Below are 21,726 nucleotides of genomic sequence, written 5' to 3' on the forward strand. Positions count from 1 at the left end.
CTAGTAAACCTCCCTGAAGCGTTTCGAGATATAGTGAGCAAGTAGATTCATTGCTAACGTAAAGATGAATAATGTAAAGCCAACAGAGTAGATGGAGTAATAAATCGTTGTACCATAGCCTGCATCACCTGTTGAAACTTGTACAATATAGGCTGTCATTGTTTGAATGGAATCTGTGACATTCAAATCAAATTTCGGTGTAGAGCCCCCTGCAAGTGACACGATCATTGTTTCACCAATTGCCCGGGAAATAGCTAGTACAACAGAGGCCACAATACCTGATAAGGCAGCCGGTAATACAACCTTAATGGCTACTTCAAACTTTGTTGCACCTAGTGCTAAAGCCCCCTCACGCATACTATTTGGTACAGATGACATAGCATCCTCAGACAGAGAGGTAATCATTGGTAAAATCATAATCCCTACAACAATTCCAGGACTAAGAGCATTAAATAATTTAAGTTCAGGGACAATTCCTTGTAATAATGGTGTAACAAATGTTAAAGCGAAAAAGCCATACACAATTGTTGGTACACCTGCTAATACCTCTAAAATAGGCTTTACTGTACGTCTTGTTTTTTCGCTTGCGTATTCACTTAAATAAATAGCTGACCCAATACCAAATGGTACAGCTACTACAACCGCAATGAGCGTGACTTTCAAGGTACCAGCGATCAGTGGTAGAATCCCAAAGAGTGGTTCATTCCCTGAAAACGGAAGCCATTGTGTACCAAAAAGGAAATCTGTAATCGACACACGTTTAAAAAATTCAAACGTTTCAAAAATAAGGGTGAAAACAATACCAAATGTCGTTAAAATTGAAAGTATAGCTGCAGAAAATAATAGAGTTGGCATTGCTTTTTCCACTATTTTCTTTGTTTTATGGTTGCGCGAATTTGCAATTAATTGCTGCACAGATGATGTCTTATTTTCCTTTTGAGAAACCATTGGGAACTCCTTTCAAATAAGAGAGGGAAAGAGCATACACCTCTTTCCCTCTATGCATGTCTTCTTATTTTAAGCCTTCTAAAGTTTTTAAGCCCTCAGCATATTGCTCTTCAGGTAAGCGAACATAACCAACTGCCTCAGCCATATCGCCTGCATTTTCTAGTGTAAATTGAATGAAATCATATGCCGCCTCATTATCTTTCATGGCACTATTTTTTACATATGTGAATAGTGGACGTGAAAGTGGTGTGTATTCACCTGCTTCAATTGTTTCATTTGTTGGCTCTACACCATTTACTTTCACAATATTTAATTTATCTTTATTTTCTAGGTAGTAAGCATAGCCAAAGAAGCCGATCGCATTTTTGTCACCTGCAACACCTTGCACAAGCATATTATCATCCTCTGATAATGTCGCTGCATTTACTAGATCAGCCCCATCTAAAATCACTTCGTCAAAGTAATCGTATGTGCCTGAATCCGTACCAGGAGAGTAGAAAACGATTTTTTCAGCTGGCCAGGATGGATCAATATCAGACCATTTTTTCTCTGTACCATCTTCAATCCAAATTTTTTGTAGTTGTTCGACTGTTAAATCTTGTGCCCAGTCATTTTCTGGGTTCACTACAACCGATAATCCATCATATGCTAAAGCTAGCTCTGTAAAATCAATGCCTGCCTCTTCTAGTTTAGCTTTCTCTTCATCTTTTATATTACGAGATGCATTTGAAAAGTCTGTCTCCCCTGCGATGAATTTTTCAAAACCACCACCAGTACCAGAAACTCCCACTGATACCTTGACATCTGGTTGTGTACCTGCATACTCTTCAACGACTGCTTCAATAATTGGTGCTACTGTTGAAGAACCATCTCCAGCCACAGAGCCTTGTAGCTTTTCATCAGATGCCTCTTGCCCTGCGTCTGTTGATGCATTTGTTTCTGTGCCATTACCATTTTGGGCAGACTCGCCACCACATGCACCAAGCATTAATGCAGAACCCATTACCGCTGTCATTGTTAAGTACTTCCACTTTTTCATTTCATTTGCCTCCGTCACTAACTGTTTTATAGTTATTTATCTTACAGTCTTTACTATAATGACTAATTGTTGAAGTCGTATAAAGGGTTTGTAAAAGAAGTGTAAAGGCATGTAATGCTTTGTAAACGATTGTAAAGGCGTGTTTACAATGAAAGAAACTTGCTTCCTATAGGAAAGGTGTTATAATAAGCAATTGTGTCAGAAATATTTTATGAGGAGTTTGAACTTTGTGATGAAACATGCAAACGTACAAAATGCCGATTATTTTAAAACATATTTATCACTCGTAATGGAGCGTCGAGAGCTCACGTTACAGGAGGCTATTGATTTTATGATGGTGTCTTATTTCTATCATAATCTAGAGCTTTATGGGGTAAAGCCAAAGGAGCAATTTGAATTAGCTATTCAGCAGTTGTCTGCGTAAAGCTTGTCTATAAACTAAATTGTTGTACTTCTTCATTATGATAAAAGGGCGTTCTGCTAAAGCTTTAGCAAACGCCCTCTTTACTTCTATTGTAATTTAAATTTTGCGACAGATTGATTGAGCTCATCAGCAATCTTTACAAGCTCCTGCGAATTATGCACAATATCAGCCATGGCTATATTGGATTTTTGAATCAATGCAGAGGTATTTTCCACTCCTGCCTGTGCCTCTTCTGTCACCGCAGCTACATTTTCAATGGCATCATTCATATGACTACCACGCTCTGAAATACTTCGTACATCATAAGCAATCCCTTGAATTTGCTGCTGCATTTGTTCCACCGCTTTATAAATACGTTGGAAGGTTTCACCTGTTTCCTTTAATGTATTCGTCCCTTTATCTGCCTGCTCGTAACCTAGCTCAAGTGTTTTAACCACCTCGCTGGACTTCTTTTGAATACCTGAAACAATAGCAGTAATGTCCCCAATGGAGCTCTTTACCTCTTCTGCTAGCTTTCGTACCTCATCGGCTACAATGGCAAAGCCTTTACCATGCTGTCCTGCACGGGCCGCTTCAATGGCAGCATTTAATGCCAATAAATTTGTTTGCTCTGCAATGCCTTCAATCACCTGCACCAAGCTAGAAATATCCTTTGATTGATGATCCAATGTCTTCACTTGTTCTACTGACTCCTCAACACTCTTATAAAGAATCGTAATCTGCTTTTCTGCCTCTATGATATGTGTAAAGCCTTGTTCTGTTAATGCAAGCACATCTACAGACTCTGTATGTAGCATAGTCCCCTTTTGATTGGCATCATCTATTTGCGTTGTAAAATCCTTCATCATTTCAGAAAGGTCAACCGTTGTTGCAGCCTGCTCCTCCGAGCCTAAAGCCAAGTCCGTCATTGTTTTCTCTACAATATCATTCCCCTGTTTGATTTTCTCCATCTGGCCAAATTGATGACCAGACATCGCAGAAAGGTTGGAGGAATGCTGATGAATGCCTTGAATCACCTGCTTCAAATGATGTGTCATTTTTTGAAAGGCGATGGTTAACGTACCAATTTCATCAGACCTATCTGTTTGAATAGCTATTGATAAATCACCTTCCCCCATTTTGTGAACCTGTTGGGCAAGCTTTTTTAATGGAGCCACAAGATAGTAGCTTAAGCTATAAACTACAATCATGCTGACTAAAAATGCACCACCAATAAAGAACATTAAATTTCTTTTTTGTTTTGCCATATCTGTATAAATGGCTGTCGCGTCTAAATCAGCGCCAATCACTCCGATTACTGCTCCTGAGCTTGCTTTGATGGGAATATATGCTGAAACTAGTGCCCCATACGACTCTTCATTTGTCATTTCAATTTGCATCTTGCCTGTTTGAAAGGTTTTTTCGATTCTCGGAAGAATCTCAGGGCTATCTTCTTTTTCGCCCAAAAGGGATTCATCCTCATCCCCGACTGGTAATCCATCTACCAAATAAAAATAATCATAGCCTTTGTCTGTTTGTGCACGCCCCATTGTATATAAATAGACAAGACCTGTTGACTCGCGATATTCATTTAGCGTTTCGCGCAACTCAGAATAGTATGCTAGATCATGATCCGCTGCTTGTAATGTAATCTCTTGCTCATATCTTTCTATATCAATCTTATTGAGTGACTGCATAGCGATCGTGCCCGCTACATTGCTTAACGATTCTTCAATTAGTCGAATTGAAGAATGGTAGGTAGACCATGCAATCAACACAGACGTAATGAACACTACAATTGAAAAATAGAGTGTCATCTTTTTCTGAATACTCCCCCACATCCTCATTCCCCCTGTTATTTCTAAATACCCTACGAATGCCTTAAAGTCTATTTATGACAACTTATTTAATAAATTATACGACATTGTTATCTACTACTAAACATTTCATTTTAAAGCGTAACACCAAATAAATTTTATAACTAGTCTTGAAAAGCATAAAAAAATAAAAGTGGATTCGGAAAAGTTTATTTTCCAAATCCACTTTCATATAAGGTTTATTCCTGCTCATCTTCACCAATTTTTTCTTCTGTAATGGCTGGTAAAATGGGCTGCTGTACATTACTGTCTGTTAGGTTTTCAGCTTGATATTTTGCTTTTAATTCATAGTATTTATCGAGAGAACGTCTTGCAATTACATTATTATTCGATAAATGTTGAATCAAGTTGGTTGTTGCCCAAGGGATGACAACAGCATAGGCAATTTCAGGATTTTCATAGGGCGCAAAGCCGACATGCGTTAAGTTAATGGTATTTGTTCCATAATACTCTGTTAATGGCCCATAATATACCACCTCGGCAGTTCCCGTTTTCCCTGCCGCTGTATATGGTGCATCCCCAAATTGAGTTCTAGCTGTCCCCTGTGTACCTGTATAAACTCGACGCAGTCCTTGTTTTACATAGTCAATTTGTTCTTTCGGATTATCCAGTTGATTTAAAATCGTTGGTCCGATTTCTGTTACTAATTGCCCTAACTGTTTGCCATCCTGTGCTGGATCACGTACCTCCTTCACCACATGTGGCTGAATACGATAGCCCCCATTGGCGATTGTTGAAATATATTGTGCAAGCTGCAGTGGTGTATAGGTATCATACTGTCCAATTGCTAAGTCCAAGGTTTTACCACCCCTTGTAGGACCCGTTGGACCTTGTACCCCACTAAATTCATTTGGCAAATCAATACCTGTTTTCACTCCTAAACCAAATTGCGCATAATTATTCCGCATTTTTTGGAATGTACCATCATTTGCACGCAATGGCATGCCGTAGCTATATGGTGTACCATTAATAAGCAGGGCAATTTTAAACATATAAACGTTTGAAGAACGCTCTAAAGCCATTAAATCATTCATTGTAATATAGCCTGATCGATTAAAAATCGATGTTTTAGGGGATGTTCTAGCTAATACAATCGGTTCATCTCCCATAGAAGTACCCATCGAAATAACGCCTTGATTATAGCCTGTTAGAACGGTGGCAGCCTTAACAGTTGAACCTGCCTCATAAGCCGTTGTAAATGTGCCATAGGCGTAATCCAGCACCACATTTTTTCCTGTTTCAGGGTCTTTTTCGATTTTCTTACCGACCATCGATAAAATATCTCCTGTATTCGGGTCCATCATCACTAGAAAGGCACGATCTAATAAATAGGAGCCGCTCATGGCTTTTAAGTTTAGCAGTTCCTCTTCCACAATTTTGTCGGTTTCAGCCAGAAGCTCACTATCAAATGTTAAGATTAAATCTTTGCCAGGCTCTCCTTCATAGGTTGTAACCGTATCGACTACCTGCCCCTTTTTATTGGTAATATTTTTTACCACTGTTTTTTGGCCTTGTAATAATTCCTCGTATTGCGCTTCAATATAACTTTCCCCAACACGGTCATTGCGTGAATAGTCCCGCGCTAAATAATAATTTAACTTTTCCTTTGGAATCCCCTTTATTGGGACAGTTGTACGACCAAGAACAGACAAAGACGATAATTTTACACGCTTCCAATCTGTTGTTGTGTTGACGCCTGGTAGCTCTGTTAAACGCTCTGATACACGTGCAAATTCATCTGCCGACACATTTTCACTTTTAATAATTTGAGGTGATAAATTATAACCAGATGCCATCTCTCGATAGATAGCTAATACTTCTAAATCTTCCGCTGTCAATTGTAAAAGCTCTTCATTTGTAATACGCTCACGTACAAGTTTATCAATCTCTGCATTGATTTGACTTGTTGTTATATCTTCTTTTTGTCGAATCTTGTCTTCTTCAGCCTTTGTCACTTTTTCGTAGGCAGCATCATGGTTTTTAAGTATCCAGAAATCCTGTTTATCACGCAACGTCACACGGTTTGTCGGCTGCTCCATTAATTGGGCTAGCTTCTCAGCGATTTTCAGCACTTCCTCTGTTGTCGTTGTTTGCATTTTCGTATAGGTAATGGCATTTTCAGGGTGATTATCGACTAAAATACGCCCGTAACGATCGTACATACGGCCCCTTGGCACACTTGTATTTACAGGAACTTCCTCTTTACTCTCTAAAAACCGTACGTACTCTTCCCCTTTCACGATTTGCATATAACCGAGTCTAAAAATTAACATTGAAAATACAATAAATATTGCAAAGAAAAGGATATTCATACGAAATGTTAAATTAGAATGATGTTTTGCTTTAACACTCGCCGCGCGATTTTTTCCTGGTGCTTTGCGCATATGTATTCCCCTCCTTATCTTGTAATCGTTTCAATACACGATACCTAGTATATCATTCGTAGGCAATGATTGAAAACATCATTTATTTGACGGTGCTTCCTAACGAAAGGTTGCTCTTATAGTGCCTTTTGGGATTCTATCCGTCACTTTTGTTTCTCTATCCGTCCGATTCTTTATTCTATCTGTCATTTTTGCCCTTTTATCCGCCACAACAAAAAAACTATGCCAAAACTGTTGGCATAGTCCTTTGCTTGATTGTCATTTGTCTTCCTGTAATTAAGTTCTTCCCTCCCCCTCCCCCCCACCAAACCCTTACCACCACTGACTTTATCGCTATTTTTCTTACATTTAATCTGTAATTAAGTTCTTCCCAGAATAGGGGTAAGAATTTAGATTTTAGCATGATTTTTAACTTGTTTTTGGGCGGAAAAATGATATTAAGTTCTTCCCTGAGTATGAATAAGAGAGTAGATTTTAGCGAGCGCGGGTGGTCGCAGACCACGGCTGATTTACTATGACGCTTAACGATATTACGGTTAGGAAAATAACTGAAATGAGTTTTGGGGAAATGCGCTAAACACTTGATAATACTAAGCTCTACGCGCTTAAATTTACTTCGTTTGGAAAGCAACTCGATCGAAGATTCGGGGCTGGATGGAGTTATTTTCTGAACAAAAAAGGACCGCACCACGTACAAAAATTGTACGAGCGCGGTCCTCTATTTGCTTCCAATCTAACCTCTTACCTCTACTTCGGGTACCAACTTAATATCAGCAGGAACCAACTTTAGAAGATGGGGAAAGACTTAGTTACAGGAAGATATGCTATAAATTAATATTACTTTTTATTTTTTCCCATTCTGCTGTTACAATTGGATTTATTTTTTTGAATGTTTTAGTTGATAAGTTTATCCCCATACTCGCTACTGTTGTTTCATAGCGTATAACTAAGTTAAGAATTAGTGCATTCACTTTCTTGTTATTTTTTATACCGTTTATTAAAAATAACTGTCTGAACTCTCCAAATAACTTATCACAAGAACACCGCAGAACCTCTAATTTCACCCAAGAAACAAGTAATCCTGTTGTGAAAATTGTCTGAGCAATAGTGGAAATCAAGTTCAAATTTATATCGCGTATTAAAATTAACGACAACCAAATAATAATATATATCAATACCTTTAATCGCTCAGCTTTAACCATTTGTTCTGTTACTCGCCAAGTAAATAATGTATTTTCAAACACATTCATTCCTAAACGAATTATAGAAGGTGTTTGAGAATTATTGTAATATAAGTTCGTTTCTTCATCATCAAGCTTTGTACCAAGAGAATCTGATATTAAATGCACTCTTCGTTTATTTTGTGCCTCTTTAAGTAAGAAGATGCTTAACAAATTACTAAATATAAAGTATAAAATTGTCAAAATAATAAAAATAATAGTTATGATAGTATTTATCTGAGAATTCTTATCTGCGAAAAAAATTACATAAGAAAAAAATAAAGACATCCAAAATAATACATTACTAACATTACTAACCAAATTAACTCTTTTAAAATAAATTTCTAATGTGTCTACTCGTTGCTCTACCATTAATTAATTTTCCCCTTTAGAAATCAGGAAATAGTTTTTTTATTTCTGATTCTGCTGAATACGGCATATTATCGGCTTCGTACTCTTTTGTTTTCTTAATAATCTTTTTTGCTCTATCTACTTTATCTTTATATCCTTGTGGATCATTATAATTGTAAGTGAGTTTCTCAAAGGTACTATACAGATAATCTTTTAAATTATTACATCCCCAATAATAGTTCTCCACGATCCAATTCTCCAACTGGTAAGAGGACAAATAACTACCATTTTCTCGGTTCCAATATTTCATCAAACGTACCAGGGGCTTTATTTTATTCGAATTATTTACATTTGCATTAGTGAGCTTTTGATTAAAGGCATTTGGATCGGTTGTCATCCAATCTTCATATGAAGAAGAAGGTGAAGGTATATAAATTGTACCCCAATCATCTTTCTTTGCAGGAACTAATTCAAACTTAATGTGATTAAGTTCCAAGACAATAGTTGGATGCGACCGATAAATTTCTGAACTTTTATAATAATAATTTACGAAGTTTCTCAGATAATTTAGTAAAGTATTTGGCTTATAATTATTTGGATTCTTGAAAATGACCATATAATCAACATCAGATTTAGGATCAGCCTTCCTTGGCAAAATAGTCCCCCTGGTATAAGAACCAAATTTAAAGTGTTCTTTTAGTTGATCATCAAAATATCGATTCAATCTATCAGATAATGTATCAATCGATTTTTTTACCTTTTCTTTTTCATCTTGCTTTAAATTTAATTTATTCGATAGGTTTTCCAAGTAGGATTGTACACTCATTGAATTTATTCCTTCCTAACATAAAGACTTTGATCAAATACAAAATTTTGACTTATAGGGTGTTTGAAAAAACTTTACTTCTTAACCAGTTTAATAGTAGGCTCTGATTCTTTAAAATTTAAAGTACCTACCTCCAAATTACATAACATTTCAATATACTCTTGAGGAACTGATATTTCTTGAATAAGTTGTAATTCATTTTTCACTTTGTTTTCCAGTAACATGAGAATACTCTTTTTTAAAACAATCGGCTCTTGTAATGGATATACATCATCCAATGGTTCTTTCGTTCTCATTTTTTTCATAGACATCTGTTTTTGAAGTGAAGTATATTTACTTTCATCAATTAAATTCAATTCTTTACATCGATATATCATAGCACCTATAGAAACTTGCCAATACTTTTTTAATTCAACAAAGTGTAATAAAGAAGTTGAAGTTACAGTCTTAGCAAAGGCATCTGCTGGAAGTAATAATGCGGAAGCAAAATAGTTAGCTTGTTTCTCTAAGAGTTTGTTTTCTTCTCTACTTAAAACTTCTTGATCATCGATGTCTGAATGCATTAATATGTGCCCCAATTCATGTCCAGCATCAAATTGCCTTCTAAACGCTGACTGTTTATCGTTTCCAAGAAAGATAAACGGTCTTCCTGTTCGATGTTGACAAAATGCATCAACTTTTTGACTATCCGTATCGACAGAAAAGACCATTATTCCATTTTTCTCTAATAAACGGACAATATTTCCAATAGGATTATCGCTGATACCCCAATGCTCTCGAACCTTTAAAGCTAAATCTTCAATTAAACTATTATCCCAGTCTGAATTATATAATGATGTATCAGGGAGATTTAAATCTGGAAAATCAATATATTGTGATAGATAATCGTAGATATATCCCGCTAACATCGACTTATTGAGTTGCATTTCTTTACTCTTTTTAGTTGCTGTTGCATTTGCACGGAAAAATGTATTCCCTAAATACTGTTCTTTAAACTCCTTGTAAAAAAAGTTCTTAGGAAATTGTAATGTATTAATAATAGCCATCATAGTTTCAGATTTTGGAATATGTTCTCCCAACTCATATTGAGAAATAGCTTGTTTCGTAACCCCTATTTTTTCAGCAAGCTCTCTTATTGTTAAACCTCTTATTAATCGCGCCTCTTTTAATCTTCTTGGGTTAAATATCGGTTCCTTCCTTACATTCATATTTAAATGCTCCTAACTTTTAGTATCTCTAAGATGTTGTTTTACTTTTCAGTTTTACTACTATATCATCTTCTACAGATGGTTTAAGTGATAATTGAATATCTGATGATTGATAATTATTTAATGGTATAAGAGTTTCAGTATTAATTGAAATGGAATCCGTAATATCTTCTTTATAAATCCAATCTTCTTGATCTGGTCTTAAAGCTCCATCATAAACCTTCCCACTCCTACCGTCATAACATATTATTATGCCAAATGGTTGATTTTCAATTCCTATAGGTAATGAAAACTGATAAGGTGATTCCCCGTATATTTCTTCTAAACTCATTCCCATTTCGTGAAGACGTTCACCATTAGATGACGCAAAATCTCCTCTATATCCACTTGGAGTTAAAATATACTGATTCTCATATAATTTAGATAACAATATAAAGATGTTTCTAACAGGATCTTGAATTACAATATATGGATGGAATCCTGCCTTCCGTTTTATAACTTTCATTAATGTATGTGGATTATTTTCAATCTCTTTTGCTACATGAGTATTTACTAAATCCGAAAGCAAAAATGGAGAATATTTCTTGGTGATAGTTTCTGGAAGCAAATCATTAAGTTCTTGATACTCTGTTATTCCTTGGTTTATTCCTTTTAGAATTATAGATTTCTGTTCATTTGTAAGCATGCATTTTTCTATAATAGGATTCATCTAATCACCCCTAAAACCATAATATACCAACATTATTTACTTTTCTTTATTTTTTGTCAAGTTTAAATGTATTTTATCGAAAAAAGTAAAGTTTTTATACTTTTTTAAAATTAAATGTCAATTGATTTATCTTTTATCTGAGAAGAAATCCATTGCATTTAGAATAACTTACTTAATCTAAAATATTCTTTTACCTCATTAAAAAATATTGGTTTAATTCCCGCTCTCTTGATTACCTTCCAATACTGAAACGATTCTCCATTCTCCCTCATTTGCTCTATTACACACCGAATTCTTCGCATACGAAATTCAGCTTCTGATTCTTTTACATTTTCGATATAGATTTTAGTTTTATGCAGTTTGTGAAGTTGCTGTTCTAATAATGCCGATTCGCCTATTTCATCCCCCAACGCTTTAATTGTAATGCGCCTTAAATTTTCCGTTCGTGCAAGTAAATTAGCTGTTGCCTTCTTAACTTTTTCAAGTAATTCTTCATCACGTTGTTCCCAATCGACTCGTTTATTAATAGCTTTACGGGATGCGGGCTTAGGCGAGTTCATTTCTAACCAGTTACGGTCATAACGGTATAGATATGTGTAGACAGCTGGGTGCATTTTTCGTAGCTCAGTTTTACTGTGATTCGGATACAGCTCTTGCAATTGTAACCACACTTGCCTCCTATCTTCTATACGTTCAAGGATTTTCGGATTTGTTGGTTTGATTGCTGGTGTTGCAACAGGTTTCTTTATACTTATACCGCTAATTGAATTCATAATCGCTGGTATATCGGTAACCTTTACCCCTAAAAATTCGCACATCAATAAATGGTGGTACGGATGAAACGACTTCCTATGCTTTTGAGTCAATAAGCGCACCCACGCTGTTGATGTAATACCTAAACTGTTTAAAAACTCTTCCGAATAAAAATGCAAAAAGTCCTCCTGCAATTGCAACTGATCGATAAGTAGTTTTGATTTCCCTTTACCGTATCCCTTTTGAAATAAAAGCATGTGATAAAACTTCGTCCACTCTCCAAACGAATAATGATTTATCGGATTCGACAACAGTTCATCGATTAGCTCTAACAGTCGCATATATTGCCTTTTCAATGGCTCAGTCACATAGCGAATCTTATTGTACTTGCAGTTTTCAGCAGTTGGCGAAACGAAACTACATCGATCAGGCTGTATTAATCGAACGGTGCTTTTCTCTAACAACACATGATGTTTTTTACAAATCAATTGCCCAGGAAGCTGATGCAATCGATGCCAATATCGTTCGCCATGTTCAGATTCCTCAAAGCACAGTGGGCAAAAGTGAAAATACTTATTTTTTGAAATCGCACTCGACATAATGCCTGCTGTTGTATATAAAGTTTTGCCGTCATCGCCAATCATTTGATTGTAAATGGATACCGCTTTTTCCGCTGGCAAAAATGCTGTGTAAAATGGATACAAAGTATGCTGTTCAATCAGCATCTTTTCCGTTAAAGTTGTATGCTTTGGCAATTCGTTAATTAGCTTTTTGATGCCACACGGTAAAATTGGCGTAGCGGTTGTCGTGCGCTTGCCAAACAGGTCCTCCAATGTATGCAAATATGACAGATTGCCTGATCGTAGATGATAACGAGCAATTGTGCTATACAATAATTCATCTTTATATGGCGTTGGGAATTCGATAATCACGAAGCATCACACTCCATGTATTCTCGGCGAATCAGTCCACTCTCGAGTAAAGCTTCATAAGCCGTCTGTTCCGCTTGTTTTCCTTGCTTCACAATCTCTCGCAAATCTATCGTTTCCACAGCTGGCCTTGATACAAAATTAGTTGACGCTAAATAAGCTTTTTTAACAACTATTGCGACATCTGCAATCGATTCATCTTTCAAAACATTCATAATAAGTGGTTTCGCATCAGCTTCGTCGATACCTAATACTTGTAGTCGAACAATAGCTTCACTAACCAATTGTTCTTGTTTTTGATGCTTGTCCACGCCATCTTTTAGCGACTGCATCACCTGCTTTTTATCCAATTGAATCTTCTCACGTTGCATAAAGTTTTCGATATTTGGCATGAACAAATCATCATACTCTACTAAGCGTTTAACATTGCCTTCTTTTAATGCCTTAAGCATCGGTTGGACCATTTTCAATTCTTCATTTGCTACTTTGTTAACAAGCTCTGGTGTTATCCTTTCCTCACCGCTACTAATGGCTCGGAGCTGTACCATCATGAACAGCTTGATTAATATGTCGCATATTCCTTGCGTATGCTCATAAAACAATGCGGATAACTCTGGTGTTAGTGGCGTTTCCAAGCGTGTCCATTGGTATTTAAACAGACCTGCAATTAACAAATCCCATATTTCATCCTGTTGCAGACGGTCCCATATAATATTGCCAGGATTAAAGCTTCTCCTTGCTTGTCTAAATTGTAACTGGAGCACTTCCATCGCCTTTGGTGTACCTACCATTACGATGGGGATATTAACCTGATTAATTAATGTCGTCATGAAATTCAATACTTCAGTGTAATTTTTCTGTTTCATCGATTTTAAATGTTGGATTTCATCAATTATAAGGATCCCGATGTTTTTTGAAAGACTTGCAACAATCGGCATCAATTGAGATGTAGAAAGTCGGCTATTCGCATATCGATCAAAATATTTCGTCCCCATTAATTGATCGAACTGATAAAAGAAATCGTAAATCAGTGTTTTAACTGAACCATCAAATGGTGTTTGTATAAATAAGTACGTGACTTGGTACATATTTAATGGCTGTTCATTATATTCCACATGCGATATGACTTGCGGATAAAGGTTTAAAATCCGTTGCAGTGTGCGTGTTTTTCCTACCCCAGATGTACCAATAATACTGATTGTCTGTCCTGTTTGGTTGGCAACATTATCGAAACTCTTCATTTTTAGATTCCGATTATTATAGAAGCTTGACGCATATTCCTGTGACAATGGATTTCGTGACAAATAGCCTGTACGCAAAGCACGGTCGATTGATACGTAAATTTGCAACGTCAAAGGAAACGGTTGAAAATATTGAAAAAGCCGTTGAATACAATGCACACGTTTATATTCATCTAATAAACGTTCACTTTCATGAAAAGGTGGATATAGCATGAGCAACTCAACTAACTGCTCATGTGAATAAATCGGTGGTAGTGCTTCAATTAATGGATTATTTCGAAATTCAATTAAATCTGCATCAGCTTGATAATTAGCCAAGTGTGCAACTGTTCCGTTTTTAAGTTGAATAGTCATCCTCCAATACCTCCTTTTGTTTAGCTTGAAATAGAGATAGTTTATTTTTCTGAATTGGTGTGATGTGCGCAACTGGTGGTTGATCATTTTGTTCAGACCTTGAACGAGCAAAAAGCTTCTGCTCAAGCTTTCTATTATGACGAATTCCTTTAACGTCTTTCTGTAAGCTTGAATCATCTTCTGCTTTCGCCTGCTGTACAATAGCTTCAATTTCCTGTGCCAGCTGTATTTGATGGTTCAATTCAATTTGCTCGAAATCCGCATGTTGTTGACGGCGCTCCGATTGTAGCAGTCGTACTTCCTCAAGCGTTGTATTTATATACATCGATTGATACTCTACTAAGTGGCACACTTCGTAGTTTCTACGATCATGGCGAATATACAGGCAAGACATATCTTGGGGGTCATATTGAATAGAAATTTGATAACTCCCCTTTATACGTGCTTGAGAAAACCAGTTTTCCTTTAGCGCCTGCTTTGAACTATAATACAATCCATTAAAACGAATCCCTTTTGCTGTAATCATTGCATTAGCAGTCGGAAAAACATTGCTCCGAATTTGTTCAGAAGATAACTGCATTAAACGTCCATTCCCTCTACTCAATCCCCATTTAAAAATTTCAACAGGAATGGGTAGCACATGTTGTTCAAGCATCGATTGGGTTAACGGGTAATCTTTCAAATAACGATGATTGTAATAAATGATGCACCGAACTAATATTTGCGTATATTGCTGGATGTTCAGTACCGCAAGTTTGCGATAATCTTTTCCACCGCGTTTATTGAAATCCTTTTGAACAGCTCCTGGTAAAAACGGTGCTAAATGTTGCTGTAAAATCCCAAAGTACGACTCACAAATACCTTTAAGTTCTGGACGATACGGACCTACATTACTTAGCTTAATATTTAAGTTTTCAGTAAGGCTTGTTAAAGTGTCAGATATTAATTCGCTTCCCCGATCTGCTAAGATGGTATGAGGTATATAATGCATCGGCCAATCTTCCTCACCAATATCCATATTTAAAACGCGCTTACAAAAAGCTTGCTTATTATCAAAACAATTTGCTAATGCTACCCTTACAGATTCTCCCGACATATTCATCAACGTAACACTTACACCAACAATCGCTCGGCTAAAAATATCTACTATTAAATAAATCGTCGGTCGCCCAACTATCTTGTTTTTATCTAATGTTGATACTAAATAAATATCGCCAATAGTAGCGTCAATCGCGAATACGCCAATCCCTTTTGCATCCTGTGTAGCACTCCCAATAATCGCTCGATAGTTCTTTAAATATTCTCTTTGCCCTTCGCGTCTTCGTACTGCGTAATCCGCTTTGTACCACTTGCGATACCAATAATAAAACTGATCAAATGATGGAATCGCATTATCCAAATCAAGCACTTTAACACCCGAATGTGCATCCTTTTTAGAAAACGATTCTTTCACCATTTGTTGATAGGCATATTTCAATGAAGGCTTCGTTTTAATGAAATAATGCTTTTCTAATGCACCGCGAAAAATTTTCTTCCACTCCTCAGTTACAGGTGCTCGTTTAATTGCTGAATCATACACAGTTGGTCTTCCAGGCTTCTTATCAAATGATTTCTCTCGGCTTACAACTTTGCCACAGTTCGTATAATCGGGTAGCAGACTATTTTTCGTCATCCCCCTTGCCCAAAATCGCTTTAAATATTGCCGAACCGTTTTCTTTGTAACGCCAAAGTCCTCACTTGCTTCTTTTATCAATTGCGCCCTTAGCTTTGAATCAAAAATAGCAGGAACCGAGTAGATTGCTTGAATAATAGCCCATGCAAATTCACGTTTCGATAATTCCGCCTCTGTTAGTTCGTCATTTTCAACAGTCGTTGCATAGGGATCATGCTCAACAATAACCTTTGCTTCATTTTGCAAGCTTTCGATTACTTCCTCCATCGCTAATTGATAAGGAAACGTTTCTTCATTTACGTTCACAACATAACAGTATTGATCATCCAGCCATACGATTCGTTCAATTGAGTTGCTTTCTAAACTTTTTAAAAGTTGATTAACCGCTAATTGCATCGCGACCACCGTCCGTTTCGTTTATGCGAATGTCATATACTGATACGCAATCCGTTAATTCGATTGGATTATTTAAATTCATCACCAACTGCTTTGTAGCGAGCAAATGCTTAAACAATGTAAGTCCTGAACCATCAATCAGCTGATATGTTTTTTCTAATCGCGTAAATGCGCGAGTAAAAGTCATTCCTTGCACTTTAAAAAGCTTGAATAAATCTGCTCGCAAGTAATGCTGTATCGCTTCAATCTCTGGAAAGTCAGTAAGATCGAATGTCGTCATGAACCATCCAATATTTAGAGCCTTTTGTTTATTAATATCCTTCTCAGTCACGATGCCAAAATCGATTTCCTTCTTATTAAAATAGCTGTACATGATTTGCAACCTTTCAATTGTTGCTGGCTTATCCAACTCAGATGAACTTTTAATAACACGGGCTTCGTAATATGGCTCACCTTTAGCATTAACTTTCGTTACATAAAAAGTTGTCGTGAAAATATGGGGCATGTTCGTTTTAGCGTTAAATAACTTCTTCTGTAGCTTCGCATCAAATAGCAAATTCTGTTCATGCAAATCGAGCAATGGATAATGCTCACGAATATCGATCACTGCTTCATCAAACTCTAATAAATAGTAATAATGCAATTGCAAATCGCTCAGCAGATGCATCACACGTTGCGTCTTCTGACTAAAAATGCGAGTAGAACGACCACGTGATTTCACATCCTGCACTTGAAGCCAAGGCTTATACTCCTTGCCATCACCTGCACCGCGTCCTTCTTGGATAAAACGCTTTAAGGTTGAATCCTTCCATTCTTTAATCATTCATAACACCTCACTTGTTTTTACAGAAATACTTTTTTTCATATAATAGAAAACTTATAATAGTTAGAGCATTTAACTAAGAGGATTGAGGGATAAATATATGACCAATAATCAAAACATTGACAAGCAATTAGAAAAATTCGATACCACTTTAGACTATTTAGTTGAGGCATTTACAACAGAAGCCCAAAATAATTTCACAAATAAAGAAAACCAAATTACCTTTTCTATGTCTGATAAATTGGACGACATACAGAAAAAAACATACGCTCTTCCTGATACAGTTGGTCTTTACCTATTTGAAGTTGATTTGAGAAAGTTTTATAAAAATCAATTCGAATCTAACCAAGTATGGGAAAAGTCTAAAGAAAGTGCTATACGAGAGCATTTTTTTTATCGTTTAGAAGTTCTTTGGTCAGAAAGTGACGAAAGAGCAAATTCTACTTTTCCCAAATTAATTAAGAAAAGGCTATTAAAGCATTACAATCTAAAATCAAAAACAAACGACTTTATAAATATGGACTGGGTACCACTTTATTTAGGAATTAACAACAATATTCAGAAGAGAGTTTTTCAACATATTAAATGCGATTCAAGTACATTTAGCATGAAACTTTCTCAACTCTCAGCAACAGATTTTAAAGAAATTCCTATCAGAGTATCAATTTCGGCGTTTCCTAAACTTGGATCAAAAAGTCGCTATATGATTGTTGAAGAAATCGAAAAAAAATTAAGAGATAAATTACATCCACTCGTTGGAAAACAATAATTGTGCTGACTTTGGACAAAAAATGAAGCCATGTTCCCTTTAGGCAAATACCTCGCTTTTTTTTGAGGTTACCTAAAGAATCATGGCTTCTTTACATTATTAAGTTGGTTGTTCAATTTTGCTAACTCCTTTCAATTAATAGTGCTGTTATTTTCAAGTTCTTTAACTTTCCGATAGAACGACGTGCGTGAAATATCCAACTTTTTAAATGTTTCCGTCGCGGTTTGTTTACCTTCTTTCCAGCGGTTATATTCCTTTATAAATTTGTCATCGACCTTAATTGCTGGGCGTCCAAATACAACACCTTTTGCTTTAGCAACTGCAATCCCTTCCATTTGACGTTGCTTAATACTTTCTCGTTCAAGTTCATAAAGTGCTCCGAAAATCGTCAATACAAACTTTCCCTGAGGCGTAGCTGTATCAATACTTTCCTTTAAACTGATTACTTCAACCCCACGTTCGGATAAAGTAGCCACAATTTCAAGGAAGTCACGTGTATTGCGCGCAAGTCGTGAAATCGATTCGATTATTAGCGTATCGCCTTCGCGTATGAAATTCATCATCTCTTGGAGCTGAGGTCTGTTTTTATCTTTCCCGCTAATCTTTTCGACAAAAACTTTCTCAACCTTTTGCTCCTTCAACGCAATCATTTGCCGATCAATATTTTGGCTTTGAGATGACACCCTGCAGTATCCAATTCTCAAATTGAAACACTCCTTTCAATACGAATATGCGTTTGCATCCATTATAAAATGTTTCAAAATGTATGTGAAGTAGATGAAATGTTCCAAATGTATGAAAGGGAGTTTTAGGAACACATTTTTTCAAACTCCCAAAAAGTATGATTTTGGGACAACGATTTAAAGATGTTTTAAAATTCATCCCAAATTTCGCTTTAATTTACCTACTACATTAAGATATTTTTTTAATTCCACGATTTGATTTTCATCATTCAAATCTTTTAATTCTTGAATGATTCTTTTTTCCTCGGCTTCAAAAACTGTCATCAGTTTCAGTGAATCTGATGATAAAACATCTAATACTCTTTCTTCCAATTCTTCAATTTCAAAAATTTCAGCTTCAATCAAGGTATTATAAAATTTCAGGTTAAAATATACATTCCAAAGTAGTGCATTAAATTCAGCTTCCTTATTCACTAATTTATAGCTGTAATGGACACCATCTCTATAGTATGACGAAGTGATTAAATTGCAGTGAGTTATATCACATAAATACGAATATACATGTTTATATGTAATATACTCATTAGCTTTTTGTGCAATATCTTTCACCTGACTAATGTAAGGATGTACCTCAGAAGTATGAATATCAATGACATTTTTGCTTGCATATTTATATCTCTTTTCATCAATTAAACCTAACTTATATTCCACCAAATGATTAATCATGTCATTTTGCTTTATTATTGATTTCGCATGAATGAAGCACTCATAATTGCTCCTTGTCAAAATCAATGCATCTTCAAACAATCCAGATTCTATTAATTTTTGAATCGAAATTAATGTTTTAGTGAACTTTGCAAAACAAAAAAATATATAATCTTCTTCAATATCCAGGTCGCTAACTGGTAAATTAGCTTGTCTTCTTGCTGGTACAACTACAATGGATTGTTGATCAACAATATCCTTGTTCAAACAATCCAATTTAACTAACAGATTTTTTAGTATCCCATTGTTATCCATCTAACCCCACCTTAAATACATTTATTGGTATTTAATATTATATACCTAATTACAATAAAGAGCATTAACTCGCTGAGCAAGTTAATGCCCCTCCTCAAATTTCTTCATCTTCCCAAACTGATAATTAATCAATTTCAACAGCTGTTCCGCAAAATTATCAATCATATAGCCATCAATCAATCCTTCTTCATACATCTTATATGATTCATCACGCAATGTTACAATTTTCTCCTTTGCCTGATTCAGCAATTTCATCTTCATCTTATGATTGCGTTCAACAATCGCGCGCGTTATTTTTCTTACGATATACAGCGCCGATTGTCGTAACGGCATCGCTTGCGCCTCTGCTAAGTTTTCAGTGTCACAATATACTTCAAATAATAGATCGGTGGCTCTGTCATACATCACATTCGTTTTAAAATTTGGCACATGCATTATGAGGCGTCCTCCTTCATTAGCTTTTCTGTTCTATTAGCTAATGCGATTAACATTTTCAACACCTCTTCAGCAAGTTTATCAAGCGTATGATATTGATCCTCAGTGATATATTCTAACATTCGAGATATATCTAAAAAGCATCGGCATTCACTAAGGCTACCAATTGCGCTATTTAGGCGGTCATATTCTTTGCCATAGTAAAAGTTAGATACTCCTTCCGCAATATTGGCACAAACACTTGTACTCGCGCGTCGCAATTGATCAGAAAGATTATTCTTTTCGTAAGCTGGAAAAGTTTCAATAAGATTATTCATCTTTTTATTGAATACTAATGCTTTTCGGTAAACGTCTAATTTGCGGAAATCTCCTATAGATTCTTTTTTTACTGCCATTTAAATTTGCTCCTTTCATTTACGCGTCTTGAAAATAACAATGTGTTGGATGATAAGTTAGAGAAACGAATTGCTCCTTAATAGAAAGGGTTTTGCTGAGGATTTTTACATTTAATACATACGGGGTGTTTATTGGTTTAGATTTTTCAAAGAGGAAAATCGTATCAGCATAATTTTCTATGCCTACTTTTGTGGGAAAGCCTTCTTTTAAGGTCCCATACTCTTCTTTTGGCAATGTTACAGTTGATAGGACAGGCACTTTGAATTGTTGTGCAATTATGCTCAAGCTGTTGAATTTATTGCTGTAATATTCATAATCAATCGGTTCAATTGGAAAACACGGTTGTTCATCTAACAGAAGCACAACTTTGCTGGTTTCACATAGTTTAGAGATTCTTTCTTCTAATAGGCTTTTAGAAGGCTGGTTTTCCACTATGATATTCTGAGATATTTTATACAGCTGTTTCAGGAATAGTGATTGTTTTTCAGGAGAGGATTGTAACTGCTGAAGAATCATCGGCACTGTGGAAGATTCATTACGATATAGCTTGTAGTCACATCGTAAAAGAAGTTTATTCATTATATTTTGCGGTGAATCATTGCTGGTGAGATAGATTACATGGTAGTCATTGTGTGCAAATTGCTCCGCCAAATGAATGAGCAATGCGTGGCGTTCGTCGAAGTTTCTTCCTACTAATGCATATACTTCGGGCGCTATACCACCAAGAAGAGCCACATCTAAATTGCATAAATTCGTAGGCAATTTTTCATTTAAACCGTCGAATACATAATAGTCAGCTAATGATGTCCATCCACTACAATTTGGATTTGATTGCATTGGTTCTGTCCAAAGTGTTTCTTCCTTCAATAGAATTCATTCCTTTCAATAAGTGTTTGGGGCATCTTCATTTATAAAATAATTTAAATTGCAACGTACTACAATACGTTTTGTGTTCTATGATGTCTTACTATTTTAAATGATTTGGAACACAGCACACCTTTGCAACAGTAACATTAGTTGTAGCTTTTTATGTCTACACCATTGTTATACCAATGAAGTCAATAATTGCAAAGGTCATTTTGGTTCTACCATGTTTGAGGTTCATGTATATTTTTTTCAACAAAATGCCTGTCCAGCGTTTAGTAGTGCAACATGTAATGCTACTCACAAAAATTGTAAAAACCCGTTCATGCGCATAATAAAGGAAACACTCCTTAATGATCACAAAAGTTGTATGTTTATTAACCTCTTTATATAGACATATACCGTAAATACAACTTTTGCTGAAAA

19 protein-coding genes are annotated in these 21,726 nt (G+C 35.9%); 2 read left to right on the forward strand and 17 right to left on the reverse strand.

What is annotated here, in order from left to right; translation table 11 throughout:
• Together pstC and MHB44_RS14240 are read right to left on the reverse strand one after the other, a co-directional pair.
• Complete coding sequence (gene pstC / locus MHB44_RS14235) at positions 1-948, reverse strand: phosphate ABC transporter permease subunit PstC (protein WP_341299697.1); 948 nt, start codon at positions 946-948, stop codon at positions 1-3.
• Between the two features lie 64 nt (positions 949-1,012).
• Positions 1,013-1,987 carry a PstS family phosphate ABC transporter substrate-binding protein gene (locus MHB44_RS14240; protein WP_341299698.1) on the reverse strand — a complete coding sequence of 325 codons (975 nt, stop codon included), beginning with the start codon at positions 1,985-1,987 and terminating at the stop codon, positions 1,013-1,015.
• A 232-nt stretch (positions 1,988-2,219) separates the two neighbouring features.
• On the opposite strand from MHB44_RS14240, the gene MHB44_RS14245 reads away from it, so the two are divergent.
• Positions 2,220-2,411 carry a hypothetical protein gene (locus MHB44_RS14245; protein ID WP_341302978.1) on the forward strand — a complete coding sequence of 64 codons (192 nt, stop codon included), beginning with the start codon at positions 2,220-2,222 and terminating at the stop codon, positions 2,409-2,411.
• 86 nt (positions 2,412-2,497) lie between these two features.
• On the opposite strand, the gene MHB44_RS14250 is transcribed toward MHB44_RS14245, so the two are convergent.
• The 10 genes from MHB44_RS14250 to MHB44_RS14295 form a co-directional block, all read right to left on the reverse strand.
• On the reverse strand, positions 2,498-4,231 hold the full coding sequence (locus tag MHB44_RS14250; RefSeq protein ID WP_341299699.1) for a methyl-accepting chemotaxis protein: 1,734 nt from the start codon (positions 4,229-4,231) through the stop codon (positions 2,498-2,500).
• Positions 4,232-4,446: 215 nt separating this feature from the next.
• Positions 4,447-6,651, reverse strand: a complete 2,205-nt coding sequence (locus tag MHB44_RS14255; RefSeq protein WP_341299700.1) for a penicillin-binding protein 2 — start codon at positions 6,649-6,651, stop codon at positions 4,447-4,449.
• Between the two features lie 824 nt (positions 6,652-7,475).
• On the reverse strand, positions 7,476-8,243 hold the full coding sequence (locus MHB44_RS14260) for a hypothetical protein (RefSeq protein WP_341299701.1): 768 nt from the start codon (positions 8,241-8,243) through the stop codon (positions 7,476-7,478).
• A 16-nt stretch (positions 8,244-8,259) separates the two neighbouring features.
• Positions 8,260-9,048 carry a nucleotidyltransferase domain-containing protein gene (locus MHB44_RS14265; protein ID WP_341299702.1) on the reverse strand — a complete coding sequence of 263 codons (789 nt, stop codon included), beginning with the start codon at positions 9,046-9,048 and terminating at the stop codon, positions 8,260-8,262.
• A 74-nt stretch (positions 9,049-9,122) separates the two neighbouring features.
• The gene (locus MHB44_RS14270; protein ID WP_341299703.1) at positions 9,123-10,256 is read right to left on the reverse strand and encodes an XRE family transcriptional regulator; all 1,134 of its coding nucleotides are present in this window, start codon (positions 10,254-10,256) and stop codon (positions 9,123-9,125) included.
• 28 nt (positions 10,257-10,284) lie between these two features.
• A complete protein-coding gene (locus tag MHB44_RS14275) occupies positions 10,285-10,965 on the reverse strand; it encodes a hypothetical protein (RefSeq protein WP_341299704.1) in 681 nt (226 codons plus the stop codon).
• A 158-nt stretch (positions 10,966-11,123) separates the two neighbouring features.
• On the reverse strand, positions 11,124-12,650 hold the full coding sequence (locus MHB44_RS14280) for a TnsD family Tn7-like transposition protein (RefSeq protein ID WP_341299705.1): 1,527 nt from the start codon (positions 12,648-12,650) through the stop codon (positions 11,124-11,126).
• Entirely contained in the window at positions 12,647-14,242 is a 1,596-nt protein-coding gene (locus tag MHB44_RS14285; RefSeq protein ID WP_341299706.1) for an AAA family ATPase, read from the reverse strand. Before MHB44_RS14285 ends, MHB44_RS14280 begins: the two co-directional genes overlap by 4 nt.
• Positions 14,226-16,310, reverse strand: coding sequence for a Mu transposase C-terminal domain-containing protein (locus MHB44_RS14290; RefSeq protein ID WP_341299707.1), 2,085 nt, complete (start codon positions 16,308-16,310; stop codon positions 14,226-14,228). The genes MHB44_RS14285 and MHB44_RS14290 overlap by 17 nt, the downstream gene beginning before the upstream one ends.
• On the reverse strand, positions 16,294-17,133 hold the full coding sequence (locus MHB44_RS14295; protein ID WP_341299708.1) for a TnsA endonuclease C-terminal domain-containing protein: 840 nt from the start codon (positions 17,131-17,133) through the stop codon (positions 16,294-16,296). The genes MHB44_RS14290 and MHB44_RS14295 overlap by 17 nt, the downstream gene beginning before the upstream one ends.
• Positions 17,134-17,233: 100 nt before the next feature.
• Between MHB44_RS14295 and MHB44_RS14300 the strand changes: the two genes are divergently transcribed.
• Positions 17,234-17,902, forward strand: coding sequence for a hypothetical protein (locus tag MHB44_RS14300; RefSeq protein ID WP_341299709.1), 669 nt, complete (start codon positions 17,234-17,236; stop codon positions 17,900-17,902).
• Positions 17,903-18,033: 131 nt separating this feature from the next.
• Here the strand turns inward: MHB44_RS14300 and MHB44_RS14305 are convergent, their stop codons facing one another.
• From MHB44_RS14305 to MHB44_RS14325, 5 genes are all read right to left on the reverse strand, one after another.
• Complete coding sequence (locus MHB44_RS14305) at positions 18,034-18,606, reverse strand: recombinase family protein (RefSeq protein ID WP_341299710.1); 573 nt, start codon at positions 18,604-18,606, stop codon at positions 18,034-18,036.
• A gap of 174 nt (positions 18,607-18,780) precedes the next feature.
• On the reverse strand, positions 18,781-19,605 hold the full coding sequence (locus MHB44_RS14310; protein WP_341299711.1) for a DUF5677 domain-containing protein: 825 nt from the start codon (positions 19,603-19,605) through the stop codon (positions 18,781-18,783).
• Between the two features lie 81 nt (positions 19,606-19,686).
• Positions 19,687-20,040, reverse strand: coding sequence for a hypothetical protein (locus MHB44_RS14315; RefSeq protein WP_341299712.1), 354 nt, complete (start codon positions 20,038-20,040; stop codon positions 19,687-19,689).
• The gene (locus MHB44_RS14320) at positions 20,040-20,435 is read right to left on the reverse strand and encodes a four helix bundle protein (RefSeq protein ID WP_341299713.1); all 396 of its coding nucleotides are present in this window, start codon (positions 20,433-20,435) and stop codon (positions 20,040-20,042) included. The genes MHB44_RS14315 and MHB44_RS14320 overlap by 1 nt, the downstream gene beginning before the upstream one ends.
• Positions 20,436-20,454: 19 nt before the next feature.
• A complete protein-coding gene (locus MHB44_RS14325; protein WP_341299714.1) occupies positions 20,455-21,303 on the reverse strand; it encodes a hypothetical protein in 849 nt (282 codons plus the stop codon).
• Between the last annotated feature and the right edge of the window lie 423 nt (positions 21,304-21,726).

Source organism: Lysinibacillus sp. FSL H8-0500 (assembly GCF_038051955.1).
Taxonomy (GTDB): domain Bacteria; phylum Bacillota; class Bacilli; order Bacillales_A; family Planococcaceae; genus Lysinibacillus; species Lysinibacillus macroides.

Coding starts and splice junctions, on each gene's coding strand:
- MHB44_RS14290 (WP_341299707.1), bottom strand. CDS start 16,310: ATGCAATTAGCGGTTAATCAACTTTTAAAAAGTTTAGAAAGCAACTCA.
- MHB44_RS14285 (WP_341299706.1), bottom strand. CDS start 14,242: ATGACTATTCAACTTAAAAACGGAACAGTTGCACACTTGGCTAATTAT.
- MHB44_RS14245 (WP_341302978.1), top strand. CDS start 2,220: ATGAAACATGCAAACGTACAAAATGCCGATTATTTTAAAACATATTTA.
- MHB44_RS14315 (WP_341299712.1), bottom strand. CDS start 20,040: ATGCATGTGCCAAATTTTAAAACGAATGTGATGTATGACAGAGCCACC.
- MHB44_RS14265 (WP_341299702.1), bottom strand. CDS start 9,048: ATGAGTGTACAATCCTACTTGGAAAACCTATCGAATAAATTAAATTTA.
- MHB44_RS14310 (WP_341299711.1), bottom strand. CDS start 19,605: ATGGATAACAATGGGATACTAAAAAATCTGTTAGTTAAATTGGATTGT.
- MHB44_RS14270 (WP_341299703.1), bottom strand. CDS start 10,256: ATGAATGTAAGGAAGGAACCGATATTTAACCCAAGAAGATTAAAAGAG.
- MHB44_RS14255 (WP_341299700.1), bottom strand. CDS start 6,651: ATGCGCAAAGCACCAGGAAAAAATCGCGCGGCGAGTGTTAAAGCAAAA.
- MHB44_RS14250 (WP_341299699.1), bottom strand. CDS start 4,231: ATGTGGGGGAGTATTCAGAAAAAGATGACACTCTATTTTTCAATTGTA.
- MHB44_RS14240 (WP_341299698.1), bottom strand. CDS start 1,987: ATGAAAAAGTGGAAGTACTTAACAATGACAGCGGTAATGGGTTCTGCA.
- pstC (WP_341299697.1), bottom strand. CDS start 948: ATGGTTTCTCAAAAGGAAAATAAGACATCATCTGTGCAGCAATTAATT.
- MHB44_RS14295 (WP_341299708.1), bottom strand. CDS start 17,133: ATGATTAAAGAATGGAAGGATTCAACCTTAAAGCGTTTTATCCAAGAA.
- MHB44_RS14260 (WP_341299701.1), bottom strand. CDS start 8,243: ATGGTAGAGCAACGAGTAGACACATTAGAAATTTATTTTAAAAGAGTT.
- MHB44_RS14300 (WP_341299709.1), top strand. CDS start 17,234: ATGACCAATAATCAAAACATTGACAAGCAATTAGAAAAATTCGATACC.
- MHB44_RS14275 (WP_341299704.1), bottom strand. CDS start 10,965: ATGAATCCTATTATAGAAAAATGCATGCTTACAAATGAACAGAAATCT.
- MHB44_RS14320 (WP_341299713.1), bottom strand. CDS start 20,435: ATGGCAGTAAAAAAAGAATCTATAGGAGATTTCCGCAAATTAGACGTT.